This window comes from Streptomyces sp. RK62 (assembly GCF_018070255.1).
Taxonomy (GTDB): Bacteria; Actinomycetota; Actinomycetes; order Streptomycetales; family Streptomycetaceae; genus Streptomyces; species Streptomyces nigra.
Window position 1 is genome coordinate 22,587 of record NZ_JAGPYD010000021.1, and the last position, 16,082, is coordinate 38,668.

18 protein-coding genes are annotated in these 16,082 nt (G+C 73.3%); 11 read left to right on the forward strand and 7 right to left on the reverse strand.

Features of this window, described 5'->3' with window-relative positions:
* Positions 1-17 precede the first annotated feature (17 nt).
* Positions 18-1,790 (reverse strand): substrate-binding and VWA domain-containing protein, encoded by a 1,773-nt coding sequence (locus KBY32_RS31685; protein ID WP_210982497.1) that lies wholly within the window; start codon positions 1,788-1,790, stop codon positions 18-20.
* A gap of 203 nt (positions 1,791-1,993) precedes the next feature.
* Here KBY32_RS31685 and KBY32_RS31690 point away from each other — a divergent pair, with 203 nt between their 5' ends.
* Positions 1,994-2,794, forward strand: coding sequence for a CPBP family intramembrane glutamic endopeptidase (locus KBY32_RS31690; protein ID WP_115509019.1), 801 nt, complete (start codon positions 1,994-1,996; stop codon positions 2,792-2,794).
* 61 nt (positions 2,795-2,855) lie between these two features.
* On the opposite strand, the gene KBY32_RS31695 is transcribed toward KBY32_RS31690, so the two are convergent.
* Entirely contained in the window at positions 2,856-3,665 is an 810-nt protein-coding gene (locus KBY32_RS31695) for a PhzF family phenazine biosynthesis protein (protein WP_210982498.1), read from the reverse strand.
* Positions 3,666-3,829: 164 nt separating this feature from the next.
* Here KBY32_RS31695 and KBY32_RS31700 point away from each other — a divergent pair, with 164 nt between their 5' ends.
* A complete protein-coding gene (locus KBY32_RS31700; RefSeq protein ID WP_210982499.1) occupies positions 3,830-4,447 on the forward strand; it encodes a PadR family transcriptional regulator in 618 nt (205 codons plus the stop codon).
* 104 nt (positions 4,448-4,551) lie between these two features.
* On the opposite strand, the gene KBY32_RS31705 is transcribed toward KBY32_RS31700, so the two are convergent.
* Positions 4,552-4,986, reverse strand: coding sequence for an SRPBCC family protein (locus tag KBY32_RS31705; protein ID WP_055622444.1), 435 nt, complete (start codon positions 4,984-4,986; stop codon positions 4,552-4,554).
* Between the two features lie 260 nt (positions 4,987-5,246).
* On the opposite strand from KBY32_RS31705, the gene KBY32_RS31710 reads away from it, so the two are divergent.
* From KBY32_RS31710 to KBY32_RS31720, 3 genes are all read left to right on the forward strand, one after another.
* Complete coding sequence (locus KBY32_RS31710) at positions 5,247-5,768, forward strand: Clp protease N-terminal domain-containing protein (protein WP_210982500.1); 522 nt, start codon at positions 5,247-5,249, stop codon at positions 5,766-5,768.
* Between the two features lie 74 nt (positions 5,769-5,842).
* Entirely contained in the window at positions 5,843-6,841 is a 999-nt protein-coding gene (locus KBY32_RS31715; protein ID WP_107096769.1) for a DMT family transporter, read from the forward strand.
* A 172-nt stretch (positions 6,842-7,013) separates the two neighbouring features.
* Positions 7,014-7,964 (forward strand): DMT family transporter, encoded by a 951-nt coding sequence (locus KBY32_RS31720; protein ID WP_210982501.1) that lies wholly within the window; start codon positions 7,014-7,016, stop codon positions 7,962-7,964.
* A gap of 131 nt (positions 7,965-8,095) precedes the next feature.
* On the opposite strand, the gene KBY32_RS31725 is transcribed toward KBY32_RS31720, so the two are convergent.
* Entirely contained in the window at positions 8,096-8,773 is a 678-nt protein-coding gene (locus KBY32_RS31725; RefSeq protein ID WP_210982502.1) for a pyridoxamine 5'-phosphate oxidase family protein, read from the reverse strand.
* Positions 8,774-8,808: 35 nt separating this feature from the next.
* On the opposite strand from KBY32_RS31725, the gene KBY32_RS31730 reads away from it, so the two are divergent.
* Positions 8,809-10,140, forward strand: coding sequence for an aminotransferase class I/II-fold pyridoxal phosphate-dependent enzyme (locus KBY32_RS31730; protein ID WP_210982503.1), 1,332 nt, complete (start codon positions 8,809-8,811; stop codon positions 10,138-10,140).
* Between the two features lie 19 nt (positions 10,141-10,159).
* On the opposite strand, the gene KBY32_RS31735 is transcribed toward KBY32_RS31730, so the two are convergent.
* Positions 10,160-11,095 (reverse strand): DMT family transporter, encoded by a 936-nt coding sequence (locus KBY32_RS31735; protein WP_055622438.1) that lies wholly within the window; start codon positions 11,093-11,095, stop codon positions 10,160-10,162.
* A 75-nt stretch (positions 11,096-11,170) separates the two neighbouring features.
* On the opposite strand from KBY32_RS31735, the gene KBY32_RS31740 reads away from it, so the two are divergent.
* Positions 11,171-12,070: a LysR family transcriptional regulator gene (locus tag KBY32_RS31740; RefSeq protein WP_210982504.1), complete on the forward strand. Its 900-nt coding sequence runs from the start codon at positions 11,171-11,173 to the stop codon at positions 12,068-12,070.
* Positions 12,071-12,077: 7 nt separating this feature from the next.
* On the opposite strand, the gene KBY32_RS31745 is transcribed toward KBY32_RS31740, so the two are convergent.
* Positions 12,078-12,545 carry a pyridoxamine 5'-phosphate oxidase family protein gene (locus KBY32_RS31745; protein WP_055622436.1) on the reverse strand — a complete coding sequence of 156 codons (468 nt, stop codon included), beginning with the start codon at positions 12,543-12,545 and terminating at the stop codon, positions 12,078-12,080.
* Between the two features lie 138 nt (positions 12,546-12,683).
* Here KBY32_RS31745 and KBY32_RS31750 point away from each other — a divergent pair, with 138 nt between their 5' ends.
* Positions 12,684-13,334, forward strand: a complete 651-nt coding sequence (locus tag KBY32_RS31750) for a cysteine hydrolase family protein (protein WP_210982505.1) — start codon at positions 12,684-12,686, stop codon at positions 13,332-13,334.
* On the opposite strand, the gene KBY32_RS31755 is transcribed toward KBY32_RS31750, so the two are convergent.
* Positions 13,321-13,770, reverse strand: coding sequence for a Rieske (2Fe-2S) protein (locus KBY32_RS31755; protein WP_055622434.1), 450 nt, complete (start codon positions 13,768-13,770; stop codon positions 13,321-13,323). The two genes, KBY32_RS31750 and KBY32_RS31755, sit on opposite strands and share 14 nt — an antisense overlap.
* 209 nt (positions 13,771-13,979) lie before the next feature.
* On the opposite strand from KBY32_RS31755, the gene KBY32_RS31760 reads away from it, so the two are divergent.
* From KBY32_RS31760 to fabG, 3 genes are all read left to right on the forward strand, one after another.
* Positions 13,980-14,744 (forward strand): HipA family kinase, encoded by a 765-nt coding sequence (locus KBY32_RS31760; protein WP_210982506.1) that lies wholly within the window; start codon positions 13,980-13,982, stop codon positions 14,742-14,744.
* A complete protein-coding gene (locus KBY32_RS31765; RefSeq protein ID WP_115509031.1) occupies positions 14,741-15,190 on the forward strand; it encodes a DUF3037 domain-containing protein in 450 nt (149 codons plus the stop codon). The genes KBY32_RS31760 and KBY32_RS31765 overlap by 4 nt, the downstream gene beginning before the upstream one ends.
* 113 nt (positions 15,191-15,303) lie before the next feature.
* Positions 15,304-16,065, forward strand: a complete 762-nt coding sequence (fabG, locus tag KBY32_RS31770; protein WP_115509032.1) for a 3-oxoacyl-ACP reductase FabG — start codon at positions 15,304-15,306, stop codon at positions 16,063-16,065.
* Positions 16,066-16,082: the final 17 nt, after the last annotated feature.

A 16,082-nucleotide genomic window follows, 5' to 3' on the forward strand; every position in this document is an offset into this window, starting at 1 on the left:
GATCGTGTCGGCGGCCGTCATCCCCGCCGGTCGGGGGACGCCGCCTTCACGATCGCCTTGAGGATCGCCGTCTCCATCTGGGCCGGGTCCGTCACCTCGTGGCCCGAGCCCCCGGTCGCCTTCGCGATCCGGTCGGCCTCCTCGCGGTCGGCGTCCGGGCCCACGGCGATCATGATGAGGGGGAGCGGGCGCTTGGAATCGGCCAGCTTCCCCAGGCGGGAGAGGAGCGCGGCCCGCGAGATGCTGCCCGGGTCCTCGTTGACGCCGTCCGTGAGGACGACCACGGCGTTGAACCGGCCCTTCGCATAGGAGGACCTCGCCGCCTCGTACGCGGCGAGCGTCGTGTCGTACAGGCCCGTCGCCCCGTCCGGCACCGGCTTCAGCCGGTCGACGGCCGCCGCCAGCCGGTCCCGCTGCGTGACGTCGCCCTCGCTGTCGCCGAGGCGCCCGGCCGGCACCCGGACCCGGTAGTCCTTGGCGCCGTCCAGGGCGGTGGAGAAGTCCCACAGACCGATCTCGTCGTCCGCCGTGAAGGTGTTCAGCGCGCGCCGCAGCGACGCCCTGGTGACGTCCATCCGGGACCGCTCGGTGCCCGGCACTCGCTCCTCCATGGACGCGGAGGCGTCCACGACCATGGTGATCCGCGCGCTGCGCACGGTGATCTCCCAGACGCCGAGCGCCTCCTGGAGGGCGACCGCCGTCACCGGCCGGTCGACCGGCGCCGCGTACGGCTGCGGGGCGCTGCCGCCGGCCCGCGCGACCAGGCCGTCCGGCACCTTCTCGTCCGAGGTGCGGAAGCCGTACCGCTCCAGCAGGCGCTGCTGCTCCGGGTCGTCGAGGTAGCTCATGAACCGGATCGCCGCCCGGCTCTCGTCGGTGGTCAGCCCGGTCTGGTCGAGCAGCGCGTACGGGTAGTCCAGCCGGGGCGCGCCGTCCTGCGGGTAGAAGAAGTCCAGGTCACGGGCGTCCTCGGTGGCCGCGTTGTACGTGAAGGCGGCCTGTTCGCTGAGGACCACCGCCTGATTGCGCCGGGGGTTGGCCGACTCGCTGTCCGAGGCGTCGCGCGGCAGGCTCTCCAGGATCTGCCCGTCGCCCTCGGTGACCCGCTCCGACAGCGCCTTCATCAGGGCCGCCGCCCGGGTGTCCCCGCCCTCCGTCGCGTCCGCCGCCGCGCTCACCCGGGTCAGCGCGAGCAGCCCGGCCGCGCTGCGCGACGGATCGCCGGCTCCGAGCCGAACGGGACCGTCGCCCAGCGTCTCCCCGGCCAGTTCCGTCCAGGTGTACGTCCGGCGCGGCCAGCCCAGCTTCTTCGCGGCGGCCGGGACCATGGCGACCCCGACCGGTGAGGCGGCGACATTGCCGATCGTGGAGACCTCGGCCGTGCCGCCGTCCGCCGTGAGCCGCTGCACCCACGCCTGCGAGTCCGGCACCCACACCTCGGCGCCCGGGTCCTCGTCCGCCGACAGCGCCTCGGCGATCCGATGCGGCTCGCGTGCGGTCACCGTCACGGCGACGCATCGCCCGTCCGAGGTGAGACCGGCCCGCCGGGCCCGCTCCGCGGCCGTCTTCAGCGCGGGCGCCACCTCGGGGGACGCGGCCAGCGTCAGCCGTACCGCGTCGTCCTGGCACGAGGTGCCGAAAGTCAGCAGGCCCTCCCCGACCGCCGCCGCGGTGCCGCCGGCCACCGTCAGCGCGACCGCCGTCACCAGGGCCAGCCTGCGCCGGAAGGCGCGTCGACCGGGGTCGCCGCTGCCCGCTCCATACTGATCGGGCAAGCTGTGACGTCCCATGACGGTGGTGCCCCTCCCTGTCGCCCCGCCCGGTCCCGCGCCGCACTCCGGCCGCGGGCGGGCGGCGGGGCGGCGCCGGCGGAGCGCCCCGTACGGAAACCCCGTCCCCCGACGGCGGGCCCCGCACGGTCCTCGATACTTTTTTCGAGACCCTAGCGGGGCCGCGATGAGGATGAGGCGGGATTAGCCAACTGGAGGCAGGTGTGCAGGGCGAGGCAGGTCCCCTGGCCGATCCCTTTCCGAACGAACGGCCCGCACGGCGGATCCTCCGTGACGAGACGCTGCTCGTCCTGGCGCTCTCGCTCGGCGCGAGCGGCGTGTCCGCCGTGATCAGTTTCGTCGGGTCCGTGACGAAACCGGGCGGTCTCAAGGACCAGGCGGCCACGCTCAACGCCTCGGCCGCGCCGGGCCGTCCATGGCTGGATCTGGCGTGGCAGCTGTTCGGGATCGCCAGCGCGCTGGTGCCCGTCGCGCTGGTGGCGCACCTCCTCATGCGGGAGGGCGGGAGCATGCGCACGCTCGGCTTCGACCGGGGGCGCCCCTGGTTCGACCTGGGCCGTGGGGCGGGGATCGCCGCCGTCATCGGCAGCACCGGCATCGCGTTCTACCTGGCCGTCCGCGAGCTCGGCTTCAACCTCACCGTGGTGCCCGAGGCGCTGCCCGACGTGTGGTGGAAGTACCCGGTGCTGATCCTGTCGGCCCTGCAGAACGCCGTCCTCGAAGAGGTCATCGTCGTCGGCTATCTGCTGCGGCGGCTGGGGCAGCTGGGCTGGACGCCGGCCGCCGCGCTGGTGGCCAGCTCCGTGCTGCGCGGCTCGTACCACCTCTACCAGGGCATCGGCGGCTTCATCGGCAACATGGTGATGGGCGTGGTCTTCGTCCTGCTCTACCGGCGGTGGGGGCGGGTGGGCCCGCTGGTCGTCGCCCACACCCTGCTCGACATCGGGGCGTTCGTCGGATACGCCCTGCTCGCGGGGCGGGTGGACTGGCTGCCGACGCCCTGACCCGACGGCGTACCGAAGGGGGCGTACGACTCGGTCGTACGCCCCCTTCCGCATGCGTGCCCTAGGCGTTGAGCTCGCCCTCGATGACCGTGACCGCGCGGCCGCCGAGGAGCGTGCGCTCGCCGCGGAGTTCGACGCGGACGTGCCCGGGGCGCCGGGACGCCTGCAGGCCCGTGAGCTCGGTACGGCCGAGGCGCTCGGACCAGAACGGGGCGAGGGCGGTGTGGGCGCTGCCGGTGACGGCGTCCTCGTCGATGCCGACGTTCGGGAAGAACCCGCGGCTGACGAAGTCGTGGCCGCCGGCGGGGTCCTCGGCCGCCGCGGTGGCGATGACGCCGCGCTCGGAGTGCGCGCCGAGCGCCCGGAAGTCGGGGGTCAGGGCGCGGACCGTCTTCTCGTCGGGGAGTTCGACGAGCAGATCGCCGACGAACGGCCCGGTGTCGAAGGCGCACAGCGGCTCGGCGCCCAGGGCCTCCGCGAGGCCGTCGGGCACCGGCACCGGGGTCAGCGGGGCCGTCGGGAAGTCCAGCGTGATCGAACCGTCCTCGCGGGGCGTGGCGACGAGGACACCGCTGCGGGTGGCGAACCGCACCGGGCCCTCGTGGGCGCCGGTGCCGAACAGGACGTGGGCGGTGGCGAGGGTGGCGTGACCGCATATCGCGACCTCGGCGGCGGGTGTGAACCAGCGCAGTGCCCAGTCGGCCTCGCCGCCCCCGGGCAGCGGGTGGGCGAAGGCCGTCTCGGGGTGGTTGACCTCCATGGCCACGTCCTGGAGCCAGGCGTCCGCCGGGAAGGCGTCGAGGAGCAGGACCCCTGCCGGATTGCCGGAGAAGGGACGGTCGGTGAAGGCGTCGACGATTCGAATCCGCATGTCGTCGACGGTAGGGGGTTCCGGGAGCGGGGGGCCAAGGCCAATCGGAGGGTGCTGGACCGGTTCCTCAGACGACGGGCGGATCGGTGGGGGGTTGTCGGGCGAGTGCTTCCGATATATCGTTGAAGCATCGCGACAGATCAACGATGGATGGAGTGATGGCGATGCGTTCCCATGGATACGAGCGTGGACACGGCGGTCATGGTGAGCACGGGCACCACGGCCGGGGCGGCTTCGAAGGGCGCCGTGGCGCTTTCGGTCCGTTCGGGCCGGGTGGCTTCGGCGGGCCCGGATTCGGTCCCGGCCCGTGGGGGCCCCGGGGCCGGGGCGGACCTCGGGGGCGGGCCCGGCGCGGTGACGTGCGGGCCTCGATCCTGGCCCTGCTGAAGGACCGCCCGATGCACGGCTACGAGATGATCCAGGAGATCGCCGAGCGCAGCGGCGGGGCGTGGAAGCCCAGCCCCGGCTCGGTGTACCCGACCCTCCAGCTGCTGGAGGACGAGGGCCTGATCGTCAGTGAGAGCGAGGGCGGCAAGAAGCTGTTCGCGCTGACCGACGCGGGCCGCGAGGCGGCCGAGGCGGGCCCGGAGGCCCCCTGGGAAGAGGCTTCCCGGGGCGTCGACTGGGAGGCGCTGGGCGAGATCCGGCAGGCCGGCTTCGGCCTGATGGAGGCCTTCGGCCAGGTCTGGAAGACGGGCACGAAGGAGCAGCGCGAGAAGGCGCTCGCCGTCATCGGCGACGCCCGCAAGAAGCTGTACCTGATCCTCGCCGACGAGGACTGAGCGAGGACTGAGCGGGGCCCGTGGCCTCCCCGCCGCGGTGAAGGAAGCGCCCCGTGGAGCGATCCGCGGGGCGCTTCGCGTCGCCCGGCCGGACCGGGACGGCGTCAGGCGACCAGCCCGGCCAGCTTGCGCAGCGACTCGTTCAGGGCCGCCGTCGCCGAGTCCCTGAGCTTGCCGGCCATCAGCGACACGGCCGCGCCCGTGAACTCCCCGTCGATCCTCAGCGTCGTGGCGGATCCGCCGGACTCCGGCGTCAGCGTGTACCGCGTGACAACCGTGACCGCCATCGGTCCCTTGCCGCGGATGGCGAGCGTGCGCGCCGGCTCCAGTTCCTCGATGGTCCACTCGACCTCCGCCGGGAAGCCCATCAGCTTCATGTTCTCCTGGAAGGTCCCGCCGACCTCGAGGGCCGAGGGGCCGCCGGCCGGGAAGTCCGTGTGGGTCGCGTTCCACTCGCCGTACGACGGCCAGTCCGTCAGCTGTGCCCAGACCTTCTCGGCGGGTGCCTCGATACGTGCCTCCGCGCTGACTTCGGCCATGCGACCACCTCTTCGTGTCGGGCTCGGGTGTCGCGGAACGTAGCCGTGAGGCCCGCAACATTCAATAGTGATGAACCGTCAGATGTGCGGGCCGGGCCGCCGACATGTGGAGGGCAAGGCGGCGCGCGCCGCATCGCCGTCTTGCGTCAGATCTCCTCCCCAAGGAGGAGATTTCCGTCCCGGGAGTCCACTTCGCGTGGGACGCCGAGATGGTTCCCCTCGTGGATGCCCGACAGCGAAATAGTTGATGGGGTGAACATGTGCAGCCCCGTATCCCCCGGCAGTCCACCCAGGAACAGGACTCCCGGCGCCAGGACGCCGCCCGGCCCAGTGACGAGCTGACGGCGGTGGTGTCCGGCGCGCGCCGCCGGGCGGTCCGGGACGGGGACCGGCACGTCGACACGGCCCATCTGCTGCACTCGCTCCTCGAACACGACCCGGCCGTCCACGCCGTCCTCGGCGAGGGGCCGCAGGTCGCCCGGCTGCTCGGCTATCTCGTCCAGCGCAGTATCGGCTACGGCCTGCGCTGGCAGGGCGCCGTCGAGGACTCCGGGGCGGTGCCCGTCGTACCGGACGCCGACGGTCTCTCGCCGCTGGCCGCCGACGCCATGCACGACAGCTGTCTGCGGGCCGCCCGGCGCGGCGACTCGCTGGCGCGCGGCCTCGACCTGCTCGGGGCGCTCGTGCGGGACCCGCGCGCCCGCGCCGTGGAGGTGCTGCACCGCGCCGGCGTCGACGTGGACGGCCTGCGGGCCCGCATCGACAAGGAGGGTGCGCTCTAGGCCGTCCGCGTCCAGCCAACGAGACAGGTGTCACCGGGGATGACGCTCATGTCATCGCCTGTCATCATGGGCCGGTGCGCACGTCTGAGAGCGGCCTGGCAGGCCGCGGCAAAGGGATCGGGCTCGGTCTCGCGATCGTCTCCGCCATCGCCTTCGGTGGTTCCGGTGTCGCGGCGAAGCCGCTGATCGAGGCGGGGCTCGACCCGCTCCATGTGGTGTGGCTGCGGGTCGCGGGCGCGGCCCTCGTGATGCTGCCGCTCGCCGTACGCCATCGCGCCCTGGTCCGCCGTCGGCCCGCCCTGCTCGCGGGGTTCGGACTGCTGGGTGTGGCCGGTGTGCAGGCGTTCTACTTCGCCTCCATCTCCCGTATCCCGGTCGGTGTCGCGCTGCTCGTGGAGTACCTGGCGCCGGCGCTCGTCCTCGGCTGGGTGCGGTTCGTGCAGCGGCGGCCCGTCACCCGCGCCGCCGCCGTCGGTGTCGTCCTCGCGGTGGGCGGGCTCGCCTGTGTCGTCGAGGTGTGGGCGGGGCTCGGCTTCGACGCCCTCGGGCTGCTCCTCGCGCTCGGCGCCGCCTGCTGCCAGGTCGGCTACTTCGTCCTGTCCGACCAGGGCAGCGACTCCGGCGCCGACGCCCCCGACCCGCTCGGCGTCATCGCGTACGGCCTTCTGGTCGGCGCCGCCGTGCTCACCGTGATCGCCCGCCCGTGGGCGATGGACTGGGCCGTGCTCGGCGGCACCGCGCACATGGACGGCACACCCGTCCCGGCCGTGCTGCTGCTGGCCTGGATCGTCCTCCTCGCCACCGTCGTCGCGTACGTCACCGGCGTGGTCTCGGTCCGCCGGCTCTCGCCGCAGGTCGCCGGGGTCGTCGCCTGCCTGGAGGCGGTCATCGCGACCGTGCTGGCCTGGTTCCTGCTCGGCGAGCACCTGTCCGCCCCGCAGATCGTCGGCGGTGCCGTCGTCCTGGCCGGTGCCTTCATCGCGCAGTCGTCGGCGCCCGCGAAGGGGGCGCCGCAGCCTGTGGCGGCCGGCGGTGTCGATACCGAGTTGTCCGAGCGGGAAAACGTCGCCTAAGGTGCCCGATCATGCCGTTGACACGCGTTCTTCCGCCTCCGGCCGCCTGAGGCGGGCCTTCCGGATCGTCCGCCCGGCCGTGCCGGGCGGTGCCGCGCTGCCCGCAGACGTGTCCCCCGGACCCCGCTGAGCCGGGTCCGTCCACCTTCTGCGCGTTCCCGGAGAACCACTCGTGTCGAACACCGCTCTGTCCGGCCTGCCCGTCGGGCGTGGCCTGCTCTTCCTGATCGTCGCCGGCGCCGCCTGGGGCACCGCGGGCGCCGCCGCCTCCCTGGTCTACCGGGCCAGTGACATGGGGCCGGTCACGCTGTCCTTCTGGCGCTGCGCGGTCGGCTTCGTGCTGCTGCTCGCCGTCCATCTGATGCGTCCGCGCACCCGCGCGGCCGATCCCGCGCCGCTGCGGCGCAAGCTGTCGCGGGCCGGGGCCACGGGCCTGGGCCTTGCCGTCTTCCAGACCGCCTACTTCGCGGCCGTCCAGGCCACCGGTCTCGCCGTCGGCACCGTCGTCACGCTCGGCGCCGGTCCCGTGTTCATCGCGCTCGGCGCCCGGCTGATGCTGGGCGAGCGGCTGGGGCGCGGGGGAGTGGCCGCCGTGGCCGGCGCGCTCACCGGGCTCGGGGTGATGGCGCTCGGCGACGCCGGGGCGAGCGTACGGCCCGCCGGTGTGCTGCTGGCGCTGCTGTCCGCGGCGGGGTACTCCGTGATGACGCTGCTGACCCGCAAGTGGGGCCGCGACGGAGCTGCCGACGCCGCCTCCACGTCCGTGTGGGCCTTCGCGGTGACCAGCGTGTGCCTGCTGCCGCTGGCCCTGGCCGAGGGACTCGTCCCGCACGCGGCCGAACCCGCCCGGGTCGGCTGGCTGCTGCTCTACATCGCGGCCGTGCCGACCGCGCTCGCCTACGCCCTCTACTTCGCGGGGGCGGCCGCCGTCCGCTCGGCCACGGTGTCCGTGATCATGCTGCTTGAGCCGGTCAGCGCGGCGGTGCTGGCGGTGCTCCTGCTCGACGAGCAGCTCACGGCGGCGACCTGCCTGGGCACCCTGCTGATGCTCGGGTCCGTCGTCGGGCTCGCGCTGGCGGAGGCCCGGGGAGCCCGCCGGGACCGCCCGCACCCGGCGGGGTGACCCGCGGGGGCCCGTCGCCGGGCGAGGGCCCGCCGGGACCGGCTCGGGGAGGCCGCCGGGACCCGCCCCCGCCCGGCGGGGTGACCCGCGGGGCCCCCGCTGGCCGGGCGAGGCCCCCGCGTCCTCGGCCCTCAGGCGAGGTAGTCCGGCAGCGCCGTGTCGGGGGCGAGGGCGGGGTCGCCGACGGGGGTGTCGTAGCCCTTGCGCAGTGGGACGACGCCGGCCCAGTGGGGGAGCGCCAGGTCCTCGGGTTCGTCGTTGACGCCGCCGGTGCGGAGCTTGGCGGAGACCTCTCCCAGGTCGAGGCGGATCACCGCGGTGGCCGCCAGCTCCTTCTTGTTCGCCGGCCGGGAGTCGGCGGACCGGCCCGGTACGACGTGGTCGACCAGGGCGTCCAGGGCGAGCCGCTTCTCCTCGGGGTCGGTCACCTGGTGGGCGGTGCCGTGCACCACGACCGAGCGGTAGTTGATCGAGTGGTGGAAGGCCGAGCGGGCCAGGATCAGCGCGTCCACGTGCGTGACCGTCAGACAGACGGGGAGCCCGGGGTCGGGCTCGCCGGTCACCCGCAGCGGGCGCGATCCGGTCGAGCCGTGGACGTAGAGCGTTTCGCCGACGCGGGCGAACAGCGTGGGCAGCACGACCGGGGCGCCGTCGCGGACGAAGCCGAGGTGGCAGACGTAGGCCTCGTCGAGTATCGAGTGCACCAGCTCCTTGTCGTACGACGCCCGTTCCGGGGAGCGGGTGGGGACGGTGCGCTCCGTCGGTGTGTAGGCGCCGGGCGGCGGGGTCGGCTGCTGGGTCACCTGCATGGCGCTCTCCATTGCACTAGTGCATAATGTCGTTTGTGCTAGGAGAATATCGGATCGAAGGCCGGCGGGCGACGGAGATTGCGTCGAGCGTCGAGCGCGGGGTCGGCACGGGCGAGCTGGAACCCGGCCAACTGCTCCCGCCCATGCGGGAGTTGGCCACAGACCTGGGCGTGAACCCGAACACGGTCGCCGCCGCCTACCGCATCCTGCGGGAGCGCGGCGTCATCGAGACCGCGGGGCGCCGGGGCAGCCGGGTGCGGCCCCGGCCCGCCACGACCGGACGCGAGTACACCCGGGTCGAGGTGCCCGAGGGCGTCCGGGACGTGGCGAGCGGCAACCCCGACCCGGCGCTGCTGCCGTCGCTGGCGCGGGCGTTCGCCGCCGCCGGTGAGCAGGGCGACCGCGAGCCCGTCCTGTACGGCGCCGATCCCGTGGAGCCCGAGCTGGCGAGCCTCTCGCGGGCCGGTCTGGACGCCGCAGGGGTGCCGCCGGGGCCGCAGGCCGTCGCCTCGGGCTCGCTCGACGCCATCGAACGCGTCCTGGAGGCCCACCTCAAGCCCGGCGACACCGTCGCCGTCGAGGACCCCGGCTGGGGCAGCCTGCTCGATCTGATCCCGGCTCTGGGGCTGCGACTCGCCCCGGTGGGCGTCGACGACGACGGACCGCTCCCCGAGGACGTACAGCGGGCCCTCGCCTCCGGCGCACGGGCCCTGATCGTCACCGACCGCATGCAGAACCCCACCGGCGCCGTCGTGAGCGCCACACGCTCGCGTGCCCTGCGCTCGGTCCTGCGGGACCACCCCGACGTGCTGCTGATCGAGGACGACCACGGGCACGGGATCGTCGACCAGCCGCTGCACCCCCTCGCGGGCGGGACCCGGCACTGGGCCTTCGTCCGCTCGGTCGCCAAGGCGTACGGACCGGACCTGCGGCTCGCCGTGCTGACCGGCGACGACGTCACCGTGGACCGGGTACGCGGACGGCAGCGGCTCGGCGCCGGCTGGGTCAGCCGGCTGGTGCAGCGGGCCGTGGTCCGGCTGTGGACCGACGGCGGACACGATCCGGCGGCCGTGGCGGCGGCGTACGGCGAACGCCGCGATCTGCTGCTGCGGGCGCTGGCCGAGCGCGGCATCGAGGCCCACGGGCGCAGCGGCCTGAACGTCTGGGTGCCGGTGCCCGACGAGACCGGTGCGGTGTCGCGGCTGCTGCACGCCGGGTGGGCGGTCGCCCCGGGCGCCCGTTTCCGCACGGCCTCCCCGCCCGGCATCAGGATCACGACGTCGACCTTGCGGCCGGAGGAGACCGGTCCGTTGGCGGACGCGGTGGCGGCGGCGCTGGGACCGGGACCGGTGCGGAGCTACGTCTGAGCCCCGGTCGTCGCCCGGGTCAGGTGCCCCGCTTCACCTGGGTCAGGGCCGCTCCCGCCAGGACTATGACCGCCCCGACCGGGGTCGACCAGGCCAGGGACTCGCCCAGGACGGCCACGCCCGCCGCCGTGGCGATCACCGGGATGAAGTAGGTGACCATCTGTGCCGTGGTCGGCCCGACCTCCGCGACCAGGCCGTACTGGATCAGCACCGCCAGCCCGGTGCCGAGCGCGCCCAGCGCGACGACCGCCAGCAGGGGCAGCAGTGAGAAGCGCGCCGGGAAGGACGTGAACAGGGGAGTGACGATCGCCAGTTGCACCGTGGCCAGCAGCAACTGCGCGCCGGTCAGCGACAGATGCGACGAGCCGTTCCCGGCCAGAGTGCGGCGGACGTAGATCCAGCCGATCGGGTAGCTCAGCGAGGCCAGCAGTGCCATCGCCGTCCCCTTCGCGTCCAGTCCGTGGAAGCCCTGCCATGCGCCCAGCACCGTCAGCACGCCGATGAACCCGATCCCCAGCCCGGCGACCCGTACGCGCGTGGGCCGGTCCTCGGAGAGGGCGACCATCGACAGGGCCATGCCCCACAGCGGCGAGGTCGCGTTGCAGATACCGGCGAGCGTCGACGGGATCGTCAGCTCGGAGTACGCGAACAGCGAGAACGGCAGCGCGTTCAGCAGGAACGCGGCCACCGTCAGATGCCCCCAGGTGCGCGCCCCGCGCGGCAGCCGCTCCCGCTTGACCGCCATCGCCGCCGCGAGCACCGCCGTGCCGAACACCAGCCGGCCCAGGGTGACCTGGAAGGGCGCGAACCCGTCGGTGCCCACCTTGATCAGCAGAAAGCTGAAACCCCAGATCAGGGAGAGGGCGGCGAACCGCAGCCGCCAGTCGAGGCGGGGGCGGGAGCGGGGGAGGTCCGGTGCGGCGGCCGGGGTGCGCGACGGGGTGGCGGTGGTCATGGCATCTACGATGCGGCACGATGATCTCGTAGCACGATCGAGATTTCGCGCACGATATCTCGTAGCATCACTTACATGTTGAACCTGGAGCGCCTGCGCACCCTCGACGCCCTCGCCCGGCACGGCTCGGTCAGCGGCGCGGCCGAGGGGCTGCACATCACGACCTCGGCCGTCTCCCAGCAGATGTCCAAGCTGGAGCGCGAGGTCGGCCAGCGGCTGCTCGCCAAGAACGGCCGGGGGGTGCGGCTCACCGACGCCGGGCGGCTGCTCGCCGATCACGCGGCCCGCATCCTCTCGCAGGTCGAACTCGCCCAGTCCGACCTGGAGGCGCAGCGCGGACAGGTGGTCGGCGAGCTGCGGCTCGTCGCCTTCCCCACCGCGCTGCGCGGGCTCTTCCCGGCCGCGCTCTCCGCCCTGCGCGCCGAACACCCCGCGCTGCGCGTGCACTCACGCGAGCTGGAGCCCGAGGGCGGGGTCGCGGCGGTGGTCCGCGGGGACGCCGATCTCGCCGTCGTCCTCGACTGGTACAACAAGCCGCTGCCGATGCCCGAGGGCCTCGCGAAGGCGTCCATCCTCAAGGACCGCGTCGAGATCGCCATGCCCGAGGGGCATCCGCTGGCCGGACGCACCGAGGTCACCATGGAGGACTTCGCGGACGACGAGTGGGTCGCCTGGCCCGAGGGCGAGTTCTGCCACGACTGGCTGCTCTACACCCTGCGCACCGAGGGCATCGAGCCGCGCATCGCCCACCGGGCCGAGGAGCACCACACCCAACTGGCCCTCGTCGCCGCCGGACTGGGTGTCTGCGTGGCGCCCCGGCTCGGCCGGGACCCCATGCCGCCCGGGGTGCGGGCGGTGCCGGTGCGCGAGAGCGTCCACCGCCACATCTACGCCGTGTGGCGCACGGACGCGGACCGCCGCCCGTCGATCCGGGCGGCGGTGCGGGCGCTGCGCTCGGCGGCGGACGCCGTCTGAGCGCCTGCTACGCCGAGCCGAGCTTCCGGAAGTCCCAGGACACGATCTTCTCCGGGGTCAGCCGGATCCAGGCGTGCCGCCCGTCGTGCGGCATCTCCTCGATGCCGAAGTTCTTGCGGGCGAACAGCGTCTCCGGTACGTCGAGTTCGGCGCACAGCTCGCCGACCCGCGGGGCCTCGCCCACGAAGTCGACGGTGCCGGACAGCTCCACCCCGCGCAGCTGCTCGTACTCCTCGCCCGTGTCGATCACGATCGCCACCCGAGGATCGCGGCGCAGATCGGCCCACCGCTTGCTGCGGACCACCGAGTACAGCCACAGCGACGTACCGTCCCACGCGAACCACAGGGCGCTGACATGCGGAAAGCCGTCGGCGGACACCGTGGCGACCCGGCAGGTGCGCTGCTCGGTGAGGAACGCGTCCAGCTCGCCCGGCGACATCATGATCTTCCGGCCCCGGCGCTGAGTGACGGTCATACGGCCCCCTCTTCCTTCTCCCACGTCGTGCCAGAGGAGAGATCCTCTGACATCACGTCAGAAAAGGATGAGTCGTCTTCCGTCCCCACGCAATGGTGGCTACGCTCACCGCCCACGCCGCCGGCCCCTGGGGGAGCCATGCCGCAGCACGCCGAGCTCAGCGAACTCCTCGACCCCGCGACCACCGTCCTGCTCACCGTCGAGTGCCAGAACGGCGTCGTCGGCCCGGACAGCGCCCTGCCCGAACTCGCCGACGCGGCCCGCGGCTCGGGCGCCCTCGCCCGGGTGGCCCGGCTGGTCGACGCCGCCCACGCGAGCGGCGTACAGGTGATCCACGCCGTCGCCGAACGCCGCCCGGACGGCCGCGGCGCCAACCGCAACGCCCGCCTCTTCCGCGCCGCCGAGCGGCTGCCCGTACGGCAACTGTCCGGCACCGACGCGGTCCGGGTGGCGGCGCCGATCGAGGTCGCCGACGAGGACCTGGTCGTACGACGGCTGCACGGCCTGTCCCCGATCCAGGGCACCGACGTCGACGCCCTGCTGCGCAACCTCGGCTGCCGCACGCTCGTCGTCGCGGGCGTCTCGGCCAACGTGGCCGTGCCCAACGCCGTCCTCGACGCGGTGAACCGCGGCTATGTGGTGGTCGTCCCCCGTGACGCCATCGCGGGGGTACCCCCCGAATACACCCCCGCGATGATCGCCCACACCCTCGCGCTCGTCGCCACCGTCGTCACCACGGACGAGGTGCTGGACGGCTTCGCGCGGGCGGCGCGCGTCAGGCCAGCGTGATGGAGCCGCCGGCCACGTCGATCTTCTTGGCGGGCAGCGGCTGGGTCGCCGGGCCCTTCTTCACACTGCCGTCCAGGACGGAGAACTGGCTGCCGTGACAGGCGCAGGACAGCGTGTCCTCCTTGAGGTCCGTCATGGGGCAGTTCTGGTGCGTGCAGATCGTCGAGAAGGCCTTGAAGTCACCGGCCGCCGGCTGCGAGACGACCACCTTCTCGGCGTCGAAGACCTTGGCGCCGCCCTCCGGGATGTCCGCCGTCTTCGCGAGCGCGGCACCGCCGCCACCGCCCGCCGCCGCTCCCTGCTCCGTGGACGAGCCGGACGCCTCGTCCTCGGACCCGCACGCGGTCAGCGCGACGGCGAGCCCCGCCGCGCCCACCGCCGCCACGACGGTACGGCGGCTCGGGCCCGGCTTCGGCTGTACTGATTCGCTGGTCATGCTGACGTTTCCTTCCGGTCATCCGTGATCTGCCGAGAGGTACGGTCCCTGGGGACCCCCTGTTCAGACGCTGCGGAAATCCTGTCGTGCCCGGCCTCGGACGCGGGTAAAGAGGAGCTGTCGGTCCGCTGTCGACAGCTGTCGGTCCGCTGTCGGCGCGGCGGCGCACCGGGCCCCGGACCGCACCTCCCCGCCAGTAACCTGGGGCGATGCTCAAGGAAGTCATCGCGACCCGCTACATCACGCCCCTGCGTGAGGGCGGCTCGCTGCCGGGACTCGTCGAGGCCGACGACCTCGGGACCTACGTCATGAAGTTCACCGGGGCCGGACAGGGCCGCAAGACGCTGGTGGCGGAGGTCGTCTGCGGCGAACTCGCCCGCCGGCTCGGCCTGCGGGTGCCCCGGCTGGTCACGATGGAGCTCGACCCGGTACTGGGGCTCGGCGAGCCCGAACAGCAGGTGCAGGACCTGCTCCGGTCCAGCGGCGGCACCAACCTCGGCATGGACTTCCTCTCCGGCGCGCTGGGCTTCGACCCGCTCGCCTTCGAGGTGAGCCCCGAGGAGGCCGGCCGCGTCCTGTGGTTCGACGCGCTGGTGAACAACGTCGACCGCTCCTGGCGCAACCCCAACCTGCTGATGTGGCAGGGCGAACTGTGGCTCGTCGACCACGGCGCCACGATGATCTGGCACCACAACTGGCCCGGCGCCGACGCCTCCGCCGCCCGCCCCTACGACGCCTCGGACCACGCCCTGGCCCGGTTCGCGCCCGACCTCGCCGGCGCCGCCGCCGAGCTGGCACCCCGGGTCACCGAGGACCTGCTGACCGAGGTCACCGCCGAGATCCCGGACGTCTGGCTGGCCGGCGAGCCCGGCTTCGACACCGCCGACGACCTGCGGCGGGCCTATGTGCGGCCGCTGCTCGCGCGCGCGGCCGGCGTCCACGAGCGCGTCACCGGAATCGAGGAGGTCGCGTGAGCGAGAGGCACATCCACATGGCGGGCCACGTCGTCGAGCGCCACATCATCCGCGGCGGCGAGGCGAACGAACGGGACGTCTTCGAGTACGCCCTCCTGCGCGTCGTCCCCCGGGTCGAGCGCGGCGAGTGTGTCAACGCCGGTGTCCTCGTGTACTGCCGGGCCCGCGGCTACCTGGGCGCCCGCACCCACCTCGACGAACGGCGGCTGCTCGCCCTCGACCCGGATGCGGACGTGGCCGGTGTACGGGCCGCCCTCGACGCGGTCGAGCGCGTCTGCGGCACCGGCGAGACGGCGGGCCAGGCCGCGGGCGACGACGCGGGACGCCGTTTCCGCTGGCTGATCGCGCCCCGCTCGACGGTCGTGCAGCCGGGGCCCGTGCACACCGGGCTCACCCTCGACCCGGTGGCCGAGACGGAACGGCTGCTGGATCGGCTGGTGCGGTGAGGGGCAGGTAATGGATCACATGCGCGCGGTGGCCGTTGACACCGCGTGCCAGGACTTCTAGCGTCACGTCCATCGAAGGTACTAAGCGGTCGCTCACCTGAGGAGAGTCACTGATGTCCACCACTGAGCAGCGGGTCGCCGTCGTCACCGGCGCAGCGCGCGGCATCGGCGCCGCCACCGCGGTACGGCTGGCCGCCGAGGGTCGCGCGGTCGCCGTCATCGACCTCGACGAGGCCGCCTGCAAGGACACCGTGGAGAAGATCACCGCGGCCGGCGGCACGGCCCTCGCGGTCGGCTGCGACGTGTCGGACGAGGCGCAGGTGGAGGCCGCGGTCGCCCGGATCGCCGACGAGCTGGGCGCCCCGACGATCCTGGTCAACAACGCCGGTGTGCTCCGTGACAACCTGCTGTTCAAGATGAGCGTCTCCGACTGGGACACCGTCATGAACGTGCACCTGCGCGGCGCCTTCCTGATGTCGAAGGCCTGCCAGAAGCACATGGTGGACGCGGGCTTCGGCCGGATCGTCAACCTGTCGTCGTCCTCCGCGCTCGGCAACCGCGGCCAGGCCAACTACTCCGCCGCCAAGGCCGGTCTGCAGGGCTTCACCAAGACCCTCGCCAAGGAGCTCGGCAAGTTCGGCGTCACCGCCAACGCGGTCGCCCCCGGCTTCATCGCCACCGAGATGACCAAGGCCACCGCGGACCGCGTCGGCATGGGCTTCGAGGACTTCAAGGCCGCCGCCGCCACCCAGATCCCGGTGGCCCGCGTCGGCGAGCCCGAGGACATCGCCAACGCCATCGCCTTCTTCACCGGCGAGGCCGCCGGCTTCGTCTCCGGCCAGGTCCTGTACGTGGCCGGCGGACCGCTCGACTAGGGCCGAGGAGCCACCGA